Here is an 18,137-nt window from a genome sequence, read left to right on the forward strand (position 1 = left end):
CGGAGTGGGTGGGTGGGTGGGTGGTTAGAGGGGCTTGGCGTAGGAGAGGACACCATCGTGGCCGGCGTAGTAGCCGAAGTCGTCGATGCGCTCGTAGCCGGCTGAGACGTACAACGCGATGGCCTCCGGCTGTTTGTCGCCGGTTTCCAGGATCACGCGTTTGCAGCCTGCGGCACGCGCCGACTCCTCCACCGCAGTGAGCAGCCGGCGGGCGACGCCCCGGCCGCGGGCTGCCGGGCGGGTGAACATCCGCTTGAGTTCGGCGTCGGAGTGGTGGCGGCGCCAGGCCGCACTGCCGATCAGTCTGCCGTCCTCGACGGCGACCAGGAACTCACCCTGCGGCAGCACGAAGTCCGCGCCGGCGATCGGTGTGTCGTCGCCGGTGCCGCCGTAGCGGGCGGACAGGTCGCGCATGTTCTCGGCGACCAGCGCCTGGACTGCGGGGGAGGTGAAGTCAGCCGACTCGATCTGAATCTGTTGCACAGACCGAAGCGTAATCAGCGGAAGTGGTCCCACCCCGTACCGCCGGTCCACTGCTTGTGGTCCACGGTGACGCCGGTCCCGTCGCGGACCGCGCCGATCTCCTGCCAGCCGTCCGGCAGGGCCGTCCCGGCGGGGAACGTCGCCGCCAGCGGGTGATCGTCACCACCGGCGAGGATCCACTGGTACGGGTCGACGCCGAGTGCCTGTGCCGCGTCCCGCATCTGGGTGGGCACGTCGAACGCGTCCTGGAACACGTCGATCGCCACTTTGCTGGCGTCCGCGATGTGCCCGATGTCCTGGAGCAGGCCGTCCGAGATGTCGATCATCGAGGTGGCGCCGGCTCGGGCCGCGACCGGGCCGGAGGCGTACGGGACGACCGGCCGGCGGTACGCCTCGACGAGCAGTTTGGGGGTCCGGAATCCGCGGGAGAGCACGGTCAGGCCCGCGGCCGCGTACCCGATGCGGCCGGAGAGGGCGAGGATGTCGCCGGGCCGGGCCCCGTCGCGGCGGACCGGTGCCGCGCCGCCGAGGTCGCCCAGGGCGGTGACCGCGATGGTCAGGGTTGGGCTGGACGACGTGTCGCCGCCGACCACGCTCGCCCCGACCAGGGCTGCTTCGGCGCTGAGGCCGTCGGCGAGCCCTTCCACCCAGGCCAGTTCGGTGCCGGTGGGGACGCAGAGCGCCACGAGCAGGGCGGTCGGTGTCGCGCCCATCGCGGCGATGTCGGCGAGGTTGGCGGCGGCGGCGCGGTGGCCGATCTCGACGGGACCGCCCCAGTCGCGTCGGAAGTGCCGGCCTTCGACCAGCACGTCGGTGGAGGCCACCACCCGTCCGTCGGCGGCCCGGACCACGGCGGCGTCGTCGCCGGGGCCGAGCAGGGTCGACGATCCGGAGCCCAGCCGGGAGATGATTCGGCCGATCAGTCCGAATTCACCGGCTTCTGCGATGCTCACGTCCAAGCCCTTCGATGGTGGCGTCCCGGTGCCGGGTCGCTTCTTACGGTAGTTTCACGACCAGGGATCACCGACGGTGACGGATTGGAGTCGATCGTGGTCCAGGCATACATCCTCATCCAAACGGAGGTCGGCAAGGCCCGTGACGTGGCCGCCGCGATCGAGAAGATACCGGGGGTGGTGAAGGTCGACGCGGTCACCGGGCCGTACGACGTCGTCGTGCTGACCGAGGCGCACACCGTCGACGAGTTGGGTGGCCTCATTGTGAGCAAGGTCCAGTACGTGCCGGGCATCACGAGAACGCTCACCTGCTCCGTGGTAAACCTCTGACATGGTCGACGTCGACACGCCAACAAGTACACCCGCGAAGGACCCGGTCAAGCGGTCGGCGGCGATCTGGGCCACCGTGGTCGCGGTTCCGGTGGCGTTGATCGTCGGCGTCGGAGCCTTCCTGGCGATTCAACCCGAGAAAACGGTTGATTCCGAAGTCGCCCAACCGGCGACGCTCCCGAGCACTCCCGTCGACATGGTCGCCCCGAGCCTCGACGCGACCACCGGCACGGTCTGCCTGGCCGTCACCGCGCAGCTGCCGGCGAAGATCCGCGATCTGGAGCCGCGGAAGGTCAGCGCCGGGCCGGAGCAGAACGCCGCCTACGGCGAACCGGCCGTCACCGTCTCGTGCGGTGTCACCCCGCCCACCATGTGCACCACGCTCGACGACCAGACTCCCGGCTGCGTCCCGATGGACACCGAGCTCCTGATCATGAACAGGGTCTGCTGGTACGCCCGGCCCGGCGCCGAGGCGGCCACCGTCACCACCATGGACCGCGAGGTCGCGGTGCAGGTCACCGTGCCGAACGCCTACGAGAATCCGGCGCAGTGGGCCAACGAGTTCTCCGACACGATCGTCAAGACGGTGAAGTCGACGACCGCCGACCGGATGCCCAGCGGCTGCGAGATCTGAGAAGCCCCGCACGGGTGCTGGCGGTCTTGCCGGGCATGCCCCTAATCTGCGTAGGCCGGAAACGGGTTCGTGGTGGCGGCGGGGCACGCAGGGGAGACAGAATTTCATGGCATCAGCACTCCATGTGATCGCCGGCCCGGGACCGGGGCAGCTGGCCACCATGGCCCACCGCACCGATCAGCCCTGGTCGGCGCAGGAGTTGAGCGCGCTCGCCCGGGCCGGCGTGCACATCCTGGTGTGCGCGGCGGCGGAGACCGGCGGCGCGGAGAGCTCCGGCATCGAGCTGATCCCCTTCCCGGTCAAGCCCGAATCGTCGCCCCGGCAGGAGGCGAGCGAGGTGGTGGCGCTGGCGATGCGCCTGGCCGGCGAGGTCCGGGCGGGACGTTTCGTGGTCACCGAGTCGGCTGCCGGTCTGGGCCGCACCACGATGCTCGCCACGATGACGCTCGCGCTGCTGGGCATCCGCCCGGGTGAGGCGCTCCGCCGCATCGGTGATCCGAGCAGTCCCCGCGTCGCGCAGGACTGGCTGCACGACTTCGTCTCCACCCACGGCTGACCCCGGATCAAACCCTTCCGGGGGGGTACGCGGAGAAGCCGCACCCGCCAGCCTGAACCGTCCCGCGATTCCCGGGCCGGCCGGAGCCGGGACCACCGCGCGAGCCCCGGGACGACCGGGGCCTGCGCGAGTGCGGGACGCCCGCTTTCGGCGTACCCCGGAAGAAGCGCGTGTCAGGCCGCGAAGGTCTGGGGAAGCACCCCGTCGTCCCAGAGCCGGTCCAGGTGGGCCAAGAATCCGGTGAGGCTGCGTTCGAGCTCGCGGCGCTCAGCGACCGACAGCGTGGCCAGCGGGTCGCTCAGCACGAGACCCTCCGGGTGTCTGGCGCGGGTGCCGACGAACTTGTCGCATCCGGCACACCAGACGTAGCTGACCAGCGTGGGGCGGCGGGCGTTCTCCGGTGCCGTGAAGTAGGCGCGGAGGCGGTGTTCGCCGCAGGACGGGCAGTCCCGTTCGCCCGGGGCGACGAAGAAGCTGTCACCTCGGGTGAGGGCCGCCACCTCGTCGCCGGTGAAGCTGTTCCAGGCGGTCACCGGGATGCGTCCAGCGCCGCCGTGACGTCCGCCAGCAGGTCCGCGGTGTCCTCGATGCCGCAGGAGAACCGGACGAACCCCGGGGCCGTGTCGTCGCCCCACTGGGCCCGCCGGTCGGCGGTGGTGTGTACGCCGCCGAACGAGGTCGCCGCGAAGACCAGCGTCGCCGCGTTCAGGAATCGCGCCACCCGCTCGGCGCTGCCCAGGTCGAACGAGACGATGCCCGGGATGCGGCGCATCTGGGTGCTCGCGATCGGGTACGACGGGTCGCCGGGCAGTCCGGGCCAGCGCACACCGTCCACGTCGGAGCGGGTCAGCAGCAGTTCGGCGAGGGCTGCCGCGTTGGCGCTCTGCCGGCCGAGCCGCAGGTCGAGGGTGGCGATCGACCGGTGGGCAAGCCAGCAGTCGAAGGCGCCCGGCACCGCGCCGGTCTGTTTGCGCCACGTCTCGACCTTGCCCAGCAGTTCCGGGTCGGTGGCCGACACGTAGCCGAGGAGCAGGTCGGAGTGCCCGGTCAGCGCTTTGGTCCCGGAGGCGACGACCAGGTCGGCGCCGAGGGCCAGCGGGTTCTGCCCGAGCGGGGTGGCCGTGGTGTTGTCCACCGCGACCAGCGCCCCGGCCGCGTGGGCCGCGGCGGCGACGGCCCGCAGGTCGCAGACGTCCAGTCCGGGGTTGGCCGGGGTCTCCAGCAGCACCAGCCGGACGCCCGCGAAGTCCGGGTACGGCCCGGCCGTCGGTACCAGGACGGTCGTGATGCCCAGGTCGCGCAGGGTGCCCTCGGCGAACGCCCGTACGGTGAAATAGCCGTCCGCGGGGAGCGCGACGGTGTCGCCGGCGCGCAGCACCGACAGCAGCAGCGCGGTGATCGCGGCCTGTCCGCTGGCGAAGACCAGCGTGGGGCCGCCCTCCAGCGCGCCGATCGCCGTCTCCAGGCCACGCCGGGTCGGGTGCTCGGTCCGGCCGTATCCGTTCTCGCCCGGCCCGGTCGCCGGGTCCAGGTGGTACGGCGCGGCGAACACCGGCCCCGGCAGGAACGGCGCTCCCACCTCGGGGGCGGGGAGTCCGGCGTGCACGGTCCGGGTGCCGTCTCTCATTCGGGCTTCATCTCCCGTGTCATCAGCAGTTTGACGGCGACCCGCGGGTCGGCGCCCTCGTGGCAGACCCGTTCGACCTGTTCCACGATCGGCATCTCCACGCCGTGTGAACGGGCCAGGTCACGGATGGACAGGCAGCTCTTCACGCCCTCGGCGGTCTGCCGGGTGGCGATCTGCGCCTGTTCCAGGGTGTCACCGCGGCCCAGGTGTTCGCCGAAGGTCCGGTTGCGGGCCAGCGGCGACGAGCAGGAGGCGACCAGGTCGCCGAGTCCGGCCAGGCCGGCGAAGGTGAGCGGGTCGGCGCCCAGGGCCACGCCGAGGCGGGCCGTCTCGGCCAGACCGCGGGTGATCAGCGACGCCCGGGTGTTGTCGCCGAGGCCGATCGCGACCGCCATGCCGTAGGCCAGCGCGATCACGTTCTTGGTCGCCCCGCCGAGCTCGCAGCCGATCACGTCGTCGCTGGTGTACGGCCGGAAGTACGGCGTGGCGAGGGCGTGCTGCACCTGCTTGGCGCGGCTCTCGTCGGAGCAGGCCACCACGGTGGCGGTCGGCTGCTCGGCGGCGATCTCGGGCGCCAGGTTGGGTCCGGAGACCACCACCACCCGTTCCGGCGCGACGCCCGCGGTCTCGGTGATCACCTCGCTCATCCGTTTGAGGGTGCCCAGCTCGATGCCCTTCATCAGGGACACCACCGTGGCGTCGCGGGGGAACGCCCCGGCCCACTCGGCGAGGTTGCCGCGCAGGGTCTGCGACGGCACCGCGATGGCGATCAGTTCGGCACCGGCGACGGCCTCGGCCAGATCGGTGGTGCCGGTGATGGACTCGGCCAGGCTGATGCCGGGCAGTGAGCCCTCGTTGGTGCGCTTGTCGCGGATCTCGGCGGCGACGGCCTCGCGGCGTGCCCACATCCGCACGTCGGACCCGGCGTCGCCGAGCACCTTGGCGAACGCCGTTCCCCAGGAACCGGATCCGATGACGGCCGATCTCATGACGCGTCCTCCTGGGTGATGGCCCGCGGAACGGGCCGGTCGTAGAGCGCCGGCGGTTCGCCGTCGCGGATCTCGCCGAGAAGGTCCCGGACGCTCATCATGATGGTCTCGGTCATCTCGTCCAGCACAGCCCGCCCCGCCTCCGCACCGGCCCAGCGACTCAGGTCGATCGGCGGACCGGCGACGACGGTGACGTCCGCCCGCCGCAGGTTCAGCCGGTTGGTCCGCGGGTCGAACACCTGCTGGGCGCCCCAGTTGGCGATCGGCACCACGGGGGCGCCGGTCTGCAGGGCGACCCGGGCGGCGCCGGTCTTGCCGTGCATCGGCCACAGGTCGGGGTGCCGGGTGGTCGTGCCCTCCGGGTAGATCACCACGACGCCACCCTCGCGGACCGCCTGGACCAGGTTGTCCAGGGACTTCGCCGCCTCCACGCTGCCACGCTCGACCGGGACCTGCCGGGTCTTGCGGAGCAGGAACCCGATCACCGGGACCCGCCAGACGCTGGCCTTGCCGAGGAACCGGGGCCAGCGGCCGGACCGGTAGACGTAGTGCGCCACCACGAGCGGATCGAAATGGGACACGTGGTTGGGGACCAGGATCACGCCGCCGACGGCCGGGATGTTCTCCATCCGGTGCCAGGTCTTGCGGGTGAGGAGGGTCACGATCGGCAGGACCAGCATCACCGCGACCCGCTGCCACAGTTCGAGCCTCTGCCGTCTCACGACTGTCCTCCCCGTTCCCGTTCGCCTGGGACGAAATGATGCCCGCTCATGGCCTGTGGTACCAGGCTGGGGTGCCGCACCGGACCCTTTACTTGATCCGTCAGGCAGACTGGCGGGGTGGTACGGAAGTGGACAGCAGTGATCCCGGTCAAGCGCCTGACCGCGGCGAAGACGCGACTGCGCGGCGCGGTTCCGGCGGTCCGCCATCCGGAACTGGCGCTCGCCATGGTGCGTGACACGGTGGCCGCGGTGCTCGGGGCGGGCAGCGTGACCGGCCTGATCGTGGTCACCGACGACCCCGAGGTGTCGGCGGCGGTGACCGAGCTCGGCGCGCTGGTGACGCCGGATCCGGGCGGTGGGCTGAACGCCGCGATGCGGTTCGGCGCGGACGAGGCGGCCGGTCTCGGCACGCACCGGGTGGTGCTGGCCGGCGATCTGCCCGCCCTGCGCCCGGAGCAGCTGGACGAGGCGCTGGCCCGGATGACCGGCCGGGGTTTCGTGCCGGATGCCGCGGGCATCGGCACGGTGCTGCTGGCCGCACCGGCGTGGACCCCGCTGGACCCGCGGTTCGGGGGGCACTCCTCGGCCGCGCACGCCGCCTCCGGCGCGGCCCTGATCACCGGGGACTGGCCGGGTCTGCGGCAGGACGTGGACACCGCGGATGATCTCGGCAGGGTGCTGTCGCTGGGGGCCGGCCGGCGTACGTGTTCACTGCTGCGTGATCTCGGACTCACCACGGAGTGCGCGCCGGCCGCGTGAGCCCGGTAACGTGCGGGTCATGCAGGGCACCGTCGCCACCTTCGATCCGGCCAACCGCAGCGGCACGCTGCTCCTCGACGACGGCTCTGAGCTGGTGTTCGGTTCCGCCGCATTCGACCGTTCCGGTCTGCGGCTGCTGCGACTCGGACAACGCGTCTCGATCGAGGCCGAAGTGGGCGGAGAAGTACACCGGGTGTCGATTCCCGGAGTCGCCTGAATTGATCATCCGGTAGTTCGTTTCACGTTCCGCCGCGAACGGCGATGATGGAGCCATGCAAACCCCGCCTCGAAGGGCCGAGAACCGCCGGCGTGGCCCGAACGGCCGCTTTCTCACCCGTTCCACCACAGATCCGGAACCGGAATCCGTGACGGTGGAGGAGGACACGACGGTGATCGAGGCAACGGAGCGGGAGATGGCAGAGGTGGCAGCCGGCATGATCGAGGCGACAGCGGCGGACGAGGTGTCGGAGATCGACGCCGAGGACGATTACGAGCTTCCGGCCGACCGTTTCCTCAACCGGGAACTGTCCTGGCTCGACTTCAACGCGCGGGTGCTGGCCCTGGCCGAGGATCCGGGCACCCCACTGCTCGAACGGGCCAAGTTCCTGGCCATCTTCGCCAGCAACCTGGACGAGTTCTACATGGTCCGGGTCGCCGGTCTGAAACGGCGGCTCAAGGCGGGTCTGCCGGTCCGCGGTGGGGACCGGTCCCCGCTGCGCCACCAGCTCGAGATGATCACCGAGCGGGCGGCCGACCTGGTCACCCGGCACGCGGCCTGCTTCGGCGACGAGGTCCGGCCGAAACTGGCCGCCGAGAGCATCGAGCTGGTCTCCTGGAAGGAACTGAACGCCCCCGAGCAGGGCCGGCTGCGCACCTACTTCCGCGAACAGGTGTTCCCGGTACTCACCCCGCTCGCGGTGGACCCGGCGCACCCCTTCCCGTACATCTCGAGCCGCTCGCTCAACCTCGCGGTGGCGCTGCGCTACCCCGGCGACGACTCCCCCGAACTGTTCGCCCGGGTCAAGGTGCCGAACAACGTGCCCCGCTTCGTGACCGTGCAGAACGACGGCCGCGGCATCCGGTTCCTGCCGGTCGAGGAGCTCATCGCCAACCACCTCAACCAGCTCTTCCCCGGCATGCAGATCCTCGAATGGCACCTGTTCCGGGTGACCCGCAACGCCGAGCTCGAGGTGGACGAGGACCGCGACGAGGACCTGCTGCAGGCCCTCGAACGGGAGCTGGCGCAGCGCCGGTTCGGCCCGCCGGTCCGCCTCGAGGTGGCCGCCTCGATCAGCGACCACGTGCTCGACCTGCTGGTCCGCGAACTCGACATGGACAGCCACGACGTGCTGCGGGTGCCCGGCATCCTCGACCTGTCCTCGCTGTGGCAGGTGTTCGGCGAGTGCGACCGGGACGACCTGAAGGACCGCCCTTTCGTCCCCGCCACCCATCCGCACCTCTCCGACGGTGAGGTCCCGCGCAGCGTCTTCAACCGGCTGCGCGAGTCGGACATCCTGGTGCACCACCCGTACCACTCGTTCTCCACGAGCGTGCAGCGGTTCATCGAGCAGGCGGCGGCCGACCCGCACGTGCTGGCCATCAAGCAGACGCTCTACCGCACCTCCGGCGACTCCCCCATCGTGGACGCGCTCGTCGACGCGGCGGCCGCCGGCAAGCAGGTGGTGGTGCTGGTCGAGGTGAAGGCCCGCTTCGACGAGGTCGCCAACATCGCCTGGGCGCGCACCCTGGAACGGGCCGGCTGCCACGTGGTCTACGGCCTGGTCGGCCTCAAGACGCACTGCAAGACCGCCCTGGTGGTACGCCAGGAGGGCAACCAGATCCGGCGTTACTGCCACATCGGCACCGGCAACTACCACCCCAAGACCGCCCGGCTCTATGAGGACTTCGGGATGCTGACCGCCGACCCGGAGGTGGGCGCCGACGTCACCGACCTGTTCAACGTCCTCACCGGGTACAGCCGGCAGACCACGTACCGGCGGCTGCTGGTGGCTCCGCACGGTGTCCGCAAGGGCCTGATCGAGCGGATCGAGGAGCAGGCCCGGATCGCCCGGGAGGGCGGTGAGGCCCTGGTCCAGTTCAAGGTGAACTCGCTTGTCGACGAGCAGACCATCGACGCGCTCTACAAGGCCTCCCAGGACGGCGTGAAGGTCGACCTGGTGATCCGCGGGATGTGCTCGCTGCGTCCCGGCGTGCCCGGCCTGTCGGAGAACATCCGGGTCCGGTCGATCGTCGGCCGGTTCCTGGAACACTCCCGGATCTTCCGGTTCGGTCCCGGCCCCGACGCGGAGTACTGGATGGGTTCGGCCGACCTGATGCACCGCAACCTGGACCGCCGGGTGGAGGCCCTGGTCCGGGTCACCATGCCCTCGGGCCGCGAGGAGATGCGCAACGTCCTGGAACTGTCGATGGGCGACACCACCGAGGGCTGGGACCTCGACGGCGACGGCCTCTGGCACCGCAACGTCGGCGCGCCCGGCCGGCCGCAGACCCACCTGCAGGCAGCCCTGCTGCGACGGGTCATCGGCAAGCGCAGCTGATGACCGAACCGGAACGCGCCGCCGGCGGCGTGCTGTACCGCCCGGCTGCCCACGGCCTCGAGGTGTGCCTGGTGCACCGGCCGCGCTACGACGACTGGTCCCTGCCCAAGGGCAAACTCCGCTCCCAGGGCCGGGAGGATCCGCTGTCCGCGGCGGTCCGGGAGGTCCACGAGGAGACCGGCACGGCCGGCATCCCGCAGTTGCGGCTGCCCGGTGTCGGTTACGTGCTGTCCGGTGGCCGGCGCAAGACGGTCGCCTTCTGGCTGATGCGGGCCGGCGACACCGGCCCGGTCCGTGACACCGCCGAGGTGGACGCCGTCGAGTGGCTGCCGCTGTCGGTCGCGGCCGCCCGGTTGACGTACGTCTCCGAGCGCCGCCTCCTCGACCATGTGGCGGTGCTGCCGCCGGTGACCGCGGTGATCGCCCTGGTCCGGCACGCGCACGCCGGCGAACGCAAGAAGTGGGCCGGCCGCGACTCGCTGCGCCCGATCGACCCGGCCGGCGCCGGTCAGGCCACCCGGCTGGCCGGCCTGCTGGCCCCGCTGGCGCCGCGCCGCCTGGTGTCCGCGCCGCCGCTGCGCTGCACGCAGACCCTGGCGCCGCTGGCCGACGCGCTGCGGATGCCGGTCATCCTGGACGGCGCGTTCGCCGAGCCGGGCGACCGGGCGGAGGTGCCGGCCCGGGTGGTGGCCGCCGCGGCCCGGCTGGGACGGCTGCGGGCCGACGAGCGGGTGGTGGTGTGCAGCCAGGGCAAGCTGATGCCGCACCTGCTGGCTCATCTGCACGGGGTGGACGATCCACACCCCTTCAAGACGCCCAAGGGCGACGGATGGTTGCTCACCTGGTCCGGCGAGCGTCTGCTGGGCGCCGAACGGCTGTGACCGGCCGGGGCGGCCGCCGGTCCGACCGCCAGTACCCGACGAGCTCACCGCTGAGCCACCGGGCCCGCCACAGCTCGTCCGGGCGCGGCTCCCAGTCACGCAGCGGCAGCGACGCCAGCCGCCAGCTCAGCAGGCCGGCCAGGTACCACCCGTAGATCGGGACGGCGCCCAGCCAGCCGTCCCGGGCCCGGTACGAGCACCAGGGCGCGACCGCCGCCACCACCGCCCCGGACCAGCCACAGGTGACCGCCCAGTCGAGCAGCGGCTCCCCGGTGCGCCCCTCGGCCATGTCGCCGAGCGTCCACCCGGGCACCACGGCCACCGCGAAGAGGACCGCGGCCAGGACCGAGCGGAGTATCAGGCCGCGAGGCATCGGTCTACGTTCCATGCCCGGACGGTAGGACGGCGGACCGGAGCCGCGCGGTCACACGGAAAAGGCGTCCACCCTAGGGTGGACGCCTTTTCTCGGGCCTGGACGGATCAGCGGGTCTTGCGGCCCTTCGCCGTGGTTCCCGTCCGGGGAGTGGCGGTCGCGGTGACCCGGACCCTGGACGGGGCCGCGGCCGCGCTGGTGGTCTTGCGCGCGGTGGTCTTCTTGGCCGCCGTGGTGGCCGTCTTGGCCGGTGTGGTCTTGGCAGCGGTCTTCTTCGCGGCGGCTGCCGTCGTCTTGGCAGCGGTGCTCTTGGCCGCTGTCGTCTTGGTGGCGGCCGCCTTGGTCGCCCCGGTGTTCTTCGCGGCTGTGGTCTTGGCGGCGGTCGTCTTGGCCGCCGCCGCGGACTTGGCGGCCGTCGTCTTGGCCGCTGTGGTCTTGGCCGCTGTCGTCTTGGTGGCAGCGGCCTTGGTCGCCGTCGCCTTGGTCGCCGCGGTGGCCTTCGCGGCCGTGGTCTTGGCAGTGGTCTTCTTGGCCGCTGCCGCACTGCGTGCCGTCGTGGTCTTCGCCGGTGCCGCCGTCTTGGCCGGGGCCGCCGCCTTGGTGGCGGTGGTGGCGGCCTTCTTCGCCGCCGCCGTCCTGGCCGTGGTCGCCTTGGCCGGCTTGCCCGCCGCGACCAGATCGCGGAAGGCACTGCCCGGTTTGAAGGCGGCGACCGATGTCTTCTTCACCTTCACCGGTTCACCGGTGCGCGGATTCCGCGCCGTGCGCGCATTGCGCACCCTCTTCTCGAACGAGCCGAAGCCGGTGAGGGCCACTTTGTCGCCCTTGGCGACGGCGTTCTGCACCTCGCTGATGAACGCGTCAAGCGCCAGGGTCGCGGTCTTCTTGTCCCCCAGCTTGACGGCGAGCGCCTCGATGAGCTCGGCCTTGTTCACGGTTTCCTCCCGGACGTGAGAACTGGCCCGTCGCAGGCCATTCTGCGCGCACGGTATGCCCTGTGACCTGGAGACACAAACATTCGCGGCAAAAAAACCGTTGTGTCCCAACGAATTCGCCCCTGCCGGTGGACATGGCAGGGGCGAATTGCACTTCGGGGACTTTCGCGGACCGAGAAAGGAGCGTCAGACGACGACCGGCTTGAAAGCCGGGCGAGCCTTCTCGTACGCCGAGATCGCTTCCTCGTGGCGCAGGGTGAGTCCGATGTCGTCCAGACCCTCCAGCAGACGCCAACGGCTGAAGTCGTCGATCGGGAATCCGTACTCGGCGTCGTCGACCCGGACCACCCGGCCCTCGAGGTCGACGGTGATCTGCTTCTCCGGCTCGCTCTCGGCCAGGTCCCAGAGGCTCTCGACGATCTTCTGGTCGAGCTGGATCGGGAGCAGGCCCTCCTTCAGGGCGTTGCCCCGGAAGATGTCACCGAACCGGGAGGCGATGACCGCCTTGAAACCCCAGTCGCGCAGCGCCCAGACGGCGTGCTGCCGCGACGAGCCGGTGCCGAAGTTCGGGCCGGCGATCAGGATGGTGGCGCCGGCATGAGCCGGGTTGTGCAGCACGAAGTTCGGGTCCTCGCGCCAGGCGCTGAAGAGCCCGTCCTCGAAGCCGGTTCGGGTGACCCGCTTGAGGTAGACCGCCGGGATGATCTGGTCGGTGTCCACATCGGACCGGCGCAGCGGCATGGCCTTGCCGCTGTGGGTGACGAACTTGTCCATGGCTGATTCCCCGATCTACAGGTCGGCGGGCGTGGCCAGCTTGCCGACCACGGCGGTGGCGGCGGCGACCTGCGGCGAGACCAGGTGGGTACGCCCGCCCTTGCCCTGCCGGCCCTCGAAGTTGCGGTTGGAGGTGGAGGCGGCGCGCTGCCCCGGGTCGAGCGTGTCCGGGTTCATGCCCAGGCACATCGAACAGCCGGCGAACCGCCACTCCGCGCCCGCGTCGGTGAAGATCTTGTCGAGGCCCTCGGCCTCGGCCTGCTCCCGCACCAGGTAGGAGCCGGGGACGATCATCATGCGGACGCCCTCGTGCACCTTGTGCCCACGGATCACGTCGGCGGCGGCACGCAGGTCCTCGAGCCGGCCGTTGGTGCAGGAACCGACGAACACCACGTCGACCGGCACCTCACGGAACGGGGTGCCCGGGGTCAGGTCCATGTATTCCAGGGCGCGCTGGGCGGCGCCCCGCTCGACCTCGTCGAGGAAGTCCTCGGGGTGGGGGACCACGCCGTTCAGAGCGGCGCCCTGACCCGGGTTGGTGCCCCAGGTGATGAACGGGCTGATCGTCGCCGCGTCCAGGATGATCTCGGTGTCGTACTCGGCGTCCTCGTCGGTGGTGAGCGTCTGCCAGTACGCGACGGCGGCGTCCCACTCGGCGCCCTGCGGCGCGCGGTCGCGGCCCTTCAGGTACGCGAACGTCGTCTCGTCCGGCGCGATCATGCCGGCCTTGGCGCCCCACTCGATGCTCATGTTGCAGATGGTCATCCGGCCCTCCATGGAGAGCTTGCGGATCGCCTCCCCGCGGTACTCCACGATGTGGCCGTTGCCGCCGCCGGTGCCGGTCTGCGTGATCAACGCGAGGATCAGGTCCTTCGCGGAGACGCCGGGCGCCAGATCGCCGACGACCGTGACCGCCATCGTCTTCGGCTTGGACTGCGGCAGCGTCTGGGTGGCGAGCACGTGCTCGACCTCGCTGGTGCCGATGCCGAAGGCCAGCGCGCCGAACGCGCCGTGGGTCGCGGTGTGCGAGTCGCCGCAGACGATCGTCATGCCGGGCTGGGTGAGACCCAGCTGCGGGCCGATCACGTGCACGATGCCCTGGTTGACGTCACCGAGCGGGCGGATCTCCACGCCGAACTCGGCACAGTTCTTGCGCAGGGTCTCGATCTGGGTGCGCGAGGTGGTGTCGGCGATCGTGAAGAGCGCGCCGCGCTGGGTGTTGAACGACGGATCCGCGTACCCGGTCGGGGTGTTGTGGTCCTCCGTCGCGAGCGTGAGGTCGGTCCGGCGGACCGGTCGGCCGGCCACCCGGAGACCGTCGAACGCCTGCGGGCTGGTGACCTCGTGCAGGAGGTGCAGGTCGATGAAGAGCAGATCGGGCTCGCCCTCGGCCGTGCGCACCACGTGGTCATCCCAGACCTTCTCGGCCAGGGTCCTGGGTTTCCCGCTCTGGGGAGTGACTCCCACCATCTGGACATCCTAAATTCTGGAATGTATGTTTCGGCTTGTGGGACACAGTATGAGCGGTGTCGGCGTTCTCGACAAGGCGGTCGTGATTCTTGCGGCCTGTGTCGACGGCGCCAGCCTGGCCGAACTCGTCGAGCGCACCAAGCTGCCGCGGGCAACCGCGCATCGCCTGGCACAAGCGCTGGAAATACACCGGATGCTGGTCCGTGACACCCAGGGTCGCTGGCGTCCGGGACCCCGTCTGGGCGAGCTCGCGAACGCCGCACCGGACGTTCTGCTGACCGCAGCCGAACCCCTGCTGTCCGCATTGCGGGACGCCACGGGCGAGAGCGCGCAGCTCTACCTCCGCCGCGCCGACGAACGGATCTGCGTCGCCGCCGCCGAACGGGCCAGTGGCCTGCGCGACACCGTCCCGGTCGGATCGGTGCTGCCGATGGTCGCCGGGTCCGCCGCCCAGATCCTGCTCGCCTGGGAGCCGCCCGAGGCGGTGATGCCGCTCCTGCCCCGCTGCAAGTTCACCGGCCGCACCCTCGCCGAGGTCCGCCGCCGCGGCTGGGCCCAGAGCGTCGCCGAACGCGAGCCCGGCGTGGCCAGCGTCTCCGCCCCGATCCGCGACCGCACCGGACGCGTGATCGCCTCCATCTCGATAAGCGGTCCGATCGAACGCCTCGGCCGCCGCCCCGGCGAACGCCACGCGATGGCCGTCGTCCGCGCCGGCCAACGCCTCTCCGGCCTGTAAAGATCCCGCCTTCGGCTTCGAAGATCTAGCTGACGAAGACCGCGCGGCCCGGGTGCCCCGCGGTCTTCGTCATTTCGTACGCGTGAAGCACAGTCCCGCGGCCCTCCCCGGCCCCGGCGTGCCCACCGGCTCGGCCGGACTACGCGGCACGCGGGATTCGCCGGACCGCTCGCCGACCTGATGATCGACCCATGGAACCCCTCGACCTGACCGTCACCCACGTCGGCGGCCCCACCACGATCATCGAGATCGGCGGCGTACGCCTGCTCACCGACCCGACGTTCGACGCCCCCGGCCGGCGTTACCCGTTCGGCCTCGGCACGTCCTCGGTGAAGACCGCCGGCCCGGCCGTCCCGGCATCAGCGCTGGGCCGGATCGACGCCGTCCTGCTCACCCACGACCAGCACGGTGACAACCTGGACGCGGCGGGACGTGCGCTGCTCCCCGGCGTACCCCGAATCCTGACCACCACCGCCGGAGCCGCCCGCCTGGCCGAATCACCCGGCCTGGCCCTTTCCCCGGCCCACTCACCCGGCCGAACCTCGGCCCACTCCCCTGGCCGGACCTCGGCCCACTCACCCGACGCCGGCCCCCGGCTCCCTCCCGCACCGGCCTCCTCGTCCGGCTGCGACCCGGCCCGCTCGTCCGGCACCGGCGGTCCGGGCGGCATCGTCACCGGGTTGAAGCCGTGGCAGTCCGTCCGAGTGGGCGACGTGGAGGTGACCGCCACCCCGGCCCGGCACGGCCCGCCGCTGAGCCGCCCGATCGTCGGCCCGGCCATCGGCTTCACCCTGCGCCCCTCACGAGCCACCTCGGTGGTATGGATCACCGGAGACACGGTCCTGTTCCGCGGCCTCCGCGAGGTGGGCGCCCGTTTCACCGTGGACACCGTCGTCCTGCACCTGGGAAAAGTGCAGTTCGGCGTCACCGGCCCGATCCGCTACACGATGACCGGCGCCGACGCGGCAACCCTGATCCGGCATCTGCGGCCCCGCCGGGTGGTGCCGGTCCACTACGAGGGCTGGTCACACTTCCACGAGGGCCGGGCCGAGGTCGAGGCCGCCTTCCCGCCCGGCACCCTGACGTGGCTGACACCCGGAGACCCGTCCCGCCTCTGAACGCCGCACCCCGCTCGTCCCACCCGAAGTCACGGTGTCCAGACTGCGTTGTCGTGCGCGAACAGGACCCGACGCGGATCCAGTTCCAGCAGCCGGCCCAGCCAGTCCGGCTGCTCGCCCACCCCCGCGTGCCGTCCCAGCACATCCCCGGTGAACGCCGTCGCGTGGTCATGACCCTGTCCCGCCACGATCACCGTCCCGTCCCCGGACCGCACCACCACCGACTGATGTCCCGCGGTGTGACCCGGCGTCGGCACGATCAGCACTCCCGGCAGAATCTCCGCATCTCCGTCCAGCACCTCGTACCGGGCACCCGCATAGTCGACCAACTCCGGCAGAGTATGAAATTCGGTGTGCCGGGCCAGCTCCAGCTCAGCCCGCTGCACGAAAACCGGCGTACCCGGAAACTCCGGATTACCCCCGCAGTGGTCGAAATGCAGATGGCAGTTGACCACGTAGCTGACGTCACCGAGCCCGTACCCCATGGTCTTGAGGGCCTCCCCCACCCCGATCCGCCGCGGTTGATAGTGAGCATCCACACCCGGGTCGCTGCCCATCCCGGTGTCCACGAGCACCAGCCCGTCCGCATGCTCGACGAGGTACCCCAGAGCCGGCTCCACCCGGGCCACCCCACTCGGCGTCTCCTCACCGGGACGCACGAAATATCCGAAGCCGACCCGGCGCACGGCGATATCGATCACCCCCGAAGTATTCCGCCGGGCCGCCGAATTCCGCCCTCCGTTATGCCACGGGCAGACCACGGCCCCGCGCCCGCAGCCGCCCACTCCGGCGCGGCGCTCCCGCGTGGGACGGCACGCCCGCATGGGGAAAGCACGCCCGCGCGGGAAGGGCACGCCCGCAGGGGAAGGGCACGCCCGCAGGGGAAGGGCACGCCCGCAGGGGAAAGCAGATCTCTCAAGCGGGAAGTCGATCTCGCATAAGCGGCAGTGACGCTCGACGGATCTGAACAGCATGCACATCAGGTCGAGCCAGGCCAAGACCCGCCGACCGGTTGGACCGGGCCAGGTCGGGTTGGGTCGGGTCGGGTCGGGTCGGGTGCACCGGAAAACGAAACGGCCCGCACCGTTTCCGATGCGGGCCGATCCTTGCTGTAGTCCCGAAGGGATTCGAACCCTCGCTACCGCCTTGAGAGGGCGGCGTCCTAGGCCGCTAGACGACGGGACCAGAACTTCCTTCGCCGCTCTTCCCGAGCGGCGGGCTGAACTCTATCAGCCCCACTCCCCCAGCCGAAATCGGCTTCCCACCGCACACGATCCGCCACGTCAACCCCGCGAAGACACCACGACCCTCACCCGAAAGCGGATCTCGAATCCATGATCAACTTAAGCTGAGTGGCATGGCGCGATCACCGGCCGTCGCCCACGGTCGATTTCGGCTCGCAGACGAACCACGGCCGACGGCCGAGCCGGCCAAGCCGTCGATCACGGCTGTTCGAGAGGGCGGAAATCAGCCGTGAGCAACGGCTCACGGTCACCCGGCCGTCGCCCACGGGCGCGGCTAGACATGTTTCGTGGTCAGGGTGCGAGGCCCGTCCGCATGGTGATTTCGGACGCGCTGAACGCCCGAAATCACCACACCGGTGGGGGTGTGGTGAATACGGGCGCGCTGAACGCCCCAAGTCACCACACCGGTGGGGGTGTGGTGAATACGGGCGCGCTGGACGCCCCAAGTCACCACACCGGTGGGGGTGTGGTGATTTCGGGTGGAACCTCAGCGCGCCCGAAATCACCACGCAGGCAGACCCTGACTGCTCATTAGGTGTCTAGGCTCGCGGGCGGACCACGGCCGACAGCCGGAACAGCCGGGCAGCCGGAACAGCCGGGCAGCCGGAACAGCCGGGCGGCCGGGCGACCGGGCGACCGGGCGACCTCTTCCGAACTCGGCGACAACCCCGGGGAGACCCCGCGTGACTCAACGGCGCCGACGCGCGAGGCGACCAGAGGCGGCGCTCGGCAAACGTGATGGCAGCCGCAGCGAAGTCGGCGGGCAAAATCATGATCGACTTAAGCTGAGTGGCATTGCACGGGCAAACGGGCACGCAGCCGGCGGCTCCCGTCCCGCGAACCGACCTTGGTGCGCTGACCGCCGCCCGAGGTGGCTAACGCACCAAGATCCGCGCGCTGACGGCTGACGGCTGACGGCTGACGGCTGACGGCTGACGGCTGACGGCTGACGGCTGACGGCTGACGGCTGACGGCTGACGGCTGACGGCTGACGG

Annotated in this window: 20 protein-coding genes and 1 tRNA gene; 9 read left to right on the plus strand and 12 right to left on the minus strand. The window is 70.8% G+C overall.

Going from position 1 to position 18,137, the window contains the following annotated elements; all coding sequences use genetic code 11:
• Positions 1-24 precede the first annotated feature (24 nt).
• Positions 25-483 (minus strand): GNAT family N-acetyltransferase, encoded by a 459-nt coding sequence (locus tag WH85_RS43850; protein WP_045748133.1) that lies wholly within the window; start codon positions 481-483, stop codon positions 25-27.
• Positions 484-497: 14 nt separating this feature from the next.
• Positions 498-1,436, minus strand: a complete 939-nt coding sequence (locus tag WH85_RS43855; protein WP_045748134.1) for a thiamine-phosphate kinase — start codon at positions 1,434-1,436, stop codon at positions 498-500.
• Between the two features lie 96 nt (positions 1,437-1,532).
• Between WH85_RS43855 and WH85_RS43860 the strand changes: the two genes are divergently transcribed.
• The 3 genes from WH85_RS43860 (at position 1,533) to WH85_RS43870 (ending at position 2,956) form a co-directional block, all read left to right on the plus strand.
• Positions 1,533-1,766: an Lrp/AsnC ligand binding domain-containing protein gene (locus tag WH85_RS43860; RefSeq protein WP_045748151.1), complete on the plus strand. Its 234-nt coding sequence runs from the start codon at positions 1,533-1,535 to the stop codon at positions 1,764-1,766.
• Between the two features lies 1 nt (position 1,767).
• On the plus strand, positions 1,768-2,400 hold the full coding sequence (locus WH85_RS43865) for a DUF3515 domain-containing protein (RefSeq protein ID WP_045748135.1): 633 nt from the start codon (positions 1,768-1,770) through the stop codon (positions 2,398-2,400).
• A 106-nt stretch (positions 2,401-2,506) separates the two neighbouring features.
• On the plus strand, positions 2,507-2,956 hold the full coding sequence (locus WH85_RS43870; protein WP_045748136.1) for a protein-tyrosine phosphatase family protein: 450 nt from the start codon (positions 2,507-2,509) through the stop codon (positions 2,954-2,956).
• Positions 2,957-3,129: 173 nt separating this feature from the next.
• Here the strand turns inward: WH85_RS43870 and WH85_RS43875 are convergent, their stop codons facing one another.
• Genes WH85_RS43875 through WH85_RS43890 form a run of 4 tightly spaced genes read right to left on the minus strand, consistent with a single transcriptional unit; the run spans position 3,130 to position 6,294 of the window.
• Positions 3,130-3,489, minus strand: a complete 360-nt coding sequence (locus WH85_RS43875) for a hypothetical protein (protein WP_045748137.1) — start codon at positions 3,487-3,489, stop codon at positions 3,130-3,132.
• Positions 3,486-4,583, minus strand: coding sequence for a cystathionine gamma-lyase (locus tag WH85_RS43880; RefSeq protein ID WP_045748138.1), 1,098 nt, complete (start codon positions 4,581-4,583; stop codon positions 3,486-3,488). The genes WH85_RS43875 and WH85_RS43880 overlap by 4 nt, the downstream gene beginning before the upstream one ends.
• Entirely contained in the window at positions 4,580-5,572 is a 993-nt protein-coding gene (locus WH85_RS43885) for an NAD(P)H-dependent glycerol-3-phosphate dehydrogenase (protein ID WP_045748139.1), read from the minus strand. The genes WH85_RS43880 and WH85_RS43885 overlap by 4 nt, the downstream gene beginning before the upstream one ends.
• Positions 5,569-6,294, minus strand: a complete 726-nt coding sequence (locus WH85_RS43890) for a lysophospholipid acyltransferase family protein (RefSeq protein WP_045748140.1) — start codon at positions 6,292-6,294, stop codon at positions 5,569-5,571. Before WH85_RS43890 ends, WH85_RS43885 begins: the two co-directional genes overlap by 4 nt.
• 117 nt (positions 6,295-6,411) lie before the next feature.
• On the opposite strand from WH85_RS43890, the gene cofC reads away from it, so the two are divergent.
• From cofC to WH85_RS43910, 4 genes are all read left to right on the plus strand, one after another.
• Positions 6,412-7,053, plus strand: coding sequence for a 2-phospho-L-lactate guanylyltransferase (gene cofC, locus WH85_RS43895; RefSeq protein WP_045748141.1), 642 nt, complete (start codon positions 6,412-6,414; stop codon positions 7,051-7,053).
• A gap of 19 nt (positions 7,054-7,072) precedes the next feature.
• A complete protein-coding gene (locus tag WH85_RS53535) occupies positions 7,073-7,270 on the plus strand; it encodes a cold-shock protein (protein ID WP_083449726.1) in 198 nt (65 codons plus the stop codon).
• Positions 7,271-7,487: 217 nt separating this feature from the next.
• Positions 7,488-9,611 (plus strand): RNA degradosome polyphosphate kinase, encoded by a 2,124-nt coding sequence (locus WH85_RS43905; RefSeq protein ID WP_425394696.1) that lies wholly within the window; start codon positions 7,488-7,490, stop codon positions 9,609-9,611.
• Complete coding sequence (locus tag WH85_RS43910) at positions 9,611-10,492, plus strand: NUDIX hydrolase (protein ID WP_045748144.1); 882 nt, start codon at positions 9,611-9,613, stop codon at positions 10,490-10,492. Before WH85_RS43905 ends, WH85_RS43910 begins: the two co-directional genes overlap by 1 nt.
• On the opposite strand, the gene WH85_RS43915 is transcribed toward WH85_RS43910, so the two are convergent.
• From WH85_RS43915 to leuC, 4 genes are all read right to left on the minus strand, one after another.
• Positions 10,449-10,880 (minus strand): hypothetical protein, encoded by a 432-nt coding sequence (locus WH85_RS43915; protein WP_045748145.1) that lies wholly within the window; start codon positions 10,878-10,880, stop codon positions 10,449-10,451. The two genes, WH85_RS43910 and WH85_RS43915, sit on opposite strands and share 44 nt — an antisense overlap.
• Positions 10,881-10,972: 92 nt before the next feature.
• The gene (locus WH85_RS43920; RefSeq protein ID WP_045748146.1) at positions 10,973-11,800 is read right to left on the minus strand and encodes an HU family DNA-binding protein; all 828 of its coding nucleotides are present in this window, start codon (positions 11,798-11,800) and stop codon (positions 10,973-10,975) included.
• Positions 11,801-11,986: 186 nt separating this feature from the next.
• Positions 11,987-12,574, minus strand: a complete 588-nt coding sequence (leuD, locus tag WH85_RS43925) for a 3-isopropylmalate dehydratase small subunit (protein WP_045748147.1) — start codon at positions 12,572-12,574, stop codon at positions 11,987-11,989.
• A gap of 15 nt (positions 12,575-12,589) precedes the next feature.
• The gene (gene leuC, locus WH85_RS43930) at positions 12,590-14,044 is read right to left on the minus strand and encodes a 3-isopropylmalate dehydratase large subunit (protein WP_045748148.1); all 1,455 of its coding nucleotides are present in this window, start codon (positions 14,042-14,044) and stop codon (positions 12,590-12,592) included.
• Between the two features lie 49 nt (positions 14,045-14,093).
• Between leuC and WH85_RS43935 the strand changes: the two genes are divergently transcribed.
• Both WH85_RS43935 and WH85_RS49640 read left to right on the plus strand, forming a co-directional pair.
• Positions 14,094-14,780: an IclR family transcriptional regulator gene (locus WH85_RS43935; RefSeq protein WP_014447202.1), complete on the plus strand. Its 687-nt coding sequence runs from the start codon at positions 14,094-14,096 to the stop codon at positions 14,778-14,780.
• Between the two features lie 191 nt (positions 14,781-14,971).
• Positions 14,972-15,898 (plus strand): MBL fold metallo-hydrolase, encoded by a 927-nt coding sequence (locus tag WH85_RS49640; protein ID WP_045748149.1) that lies wholly within the window; start codon positions 14,972-14,974, stop codon positions 15,896-15,898.
• A 29-nt stretch (positions 15,899-15,927) separates the two neighbouring features.
• Here WH85_RS49640 and WH85_RS43945 read toward each other — a convergent pair whose 3' ends face one another.
• Both WH85_RS43945 and WH85_RS43950 read right to left on the minus strand, forming a co-directional pair.
• A complete protein-coding gene (locus WH85_RS43945) occupies positions 15,928-16,599 on the minus strand; it encodes an N-acyl homoserine lactonase family protein (RefSeq protein WP_045748150.1) in 672 nt (223 codons plus the stop codon).
• Between the two features lie 411 nt (positions 16,600-17,010).
• Positions 17,011-17,083, minus strand: a tRNA-Glu gene (locus WH85_RS43950).
• Positions 17,084-18,137 lie beyond the last annotated feature (1,054 nt).

Origin of the sequence: Actinoplanes rectilineatus, from assembly GCF_000962825.1 — a bacterium.
Classification (GTDB): Bacteria; Actinomycetota; Actinomycetes; order Mycobacteriales; family Micromonosporaceae; genus Actinoplanes; species Actinoplanes rectilineatus.

Excerpts from the sequence above, each read along its gene's own strand:
- WH85_RS43885 (WP_045748139.1), bottom strand. The coding sequence starts at position 5,572 with ATGAGATCGGCCGTCATCGGATCCGGTTCCTGGGGAACGGCGTTCGCC.
- WH85_RS43915 (WP_045748145.1), bottom strand. The coding sequence starts at position 10,880 with ATGGAACGTAGACCGATGCCTCGCGGCCTGATACTCCGCTCGGTCCTG.
- WH85_RS53535 (WP_083449726.1), top strand. The coding sequence starts at position 7,073 with ATGCAGGGCACCGTCGCCACCTTCGATCCGGCCAACCGCAGCGGCACG.
- WH85_RS49640 (WP_045748149.1), top strand. The coding sequence starts at position 14,972 with ATGGAACCCCTCGACCTGACCGTCACCCACGTCGGCGGCCCCACCACG.
- leuD (WP_045748147.1), bottom strand. The coding sequence starts at position 12,574 with ATGGACAAGTTCGTCACCCACAGCGGCAAGGCCATGCCGCTGCGCCGG.
- WH85_RS43870 (WP_045748136.1), top strand. The coding sequence starts at position 2,507 with ATGGCATCAGCACTCCATGTGATCGCCGGCCCGGGACCGGGGCAGCTG.
- WH85_RS43935 (WP_014447202.1), top strand. The coding sequence starts at position 14,094 with ATGAGCGGTGTCGGCGTTCTCGACAAGGCGGTCGTGATTCTTGCGGCC.
- WH85_RS43880 (WP_045748138.1), bottom strand. The coding sequence starts at position 4,583 with ATGAGAGACGGCACCCGGACCGTGCACGCCGGACTCCCCGCCCCCGAG.
- WH85_RS43910 (WP_045748144.1), top strand. The coding sequence starts at position 9,611 with ATGACCGAACCGGAACGCGCCGCCGGCGGCGTGCTGTACCGCCCGGCT.
- leuC (WP_045748148.1), bottom strand. The coding sequence starts at position 14,044 with ATGGTGGGAGTCACTCCCCAGAGCGGGAAACCCAGGACCCTGGCCGAG.
- WH85_RS43865 (WP_045748135.1), top strand. The coding sequence starts at position 1,768 with ATGGTCGACGTCGACACGCCAACAAGTACACCCGCGAAGGACCCGGTC.
- WH85_RS43905 (WP_425394696.1), top strand. The coding sequence starts at position 7,488 with ATGATCGAGGCGACAGCGGCGGACGAGGTGTCGGAGATCGACGCCGAG.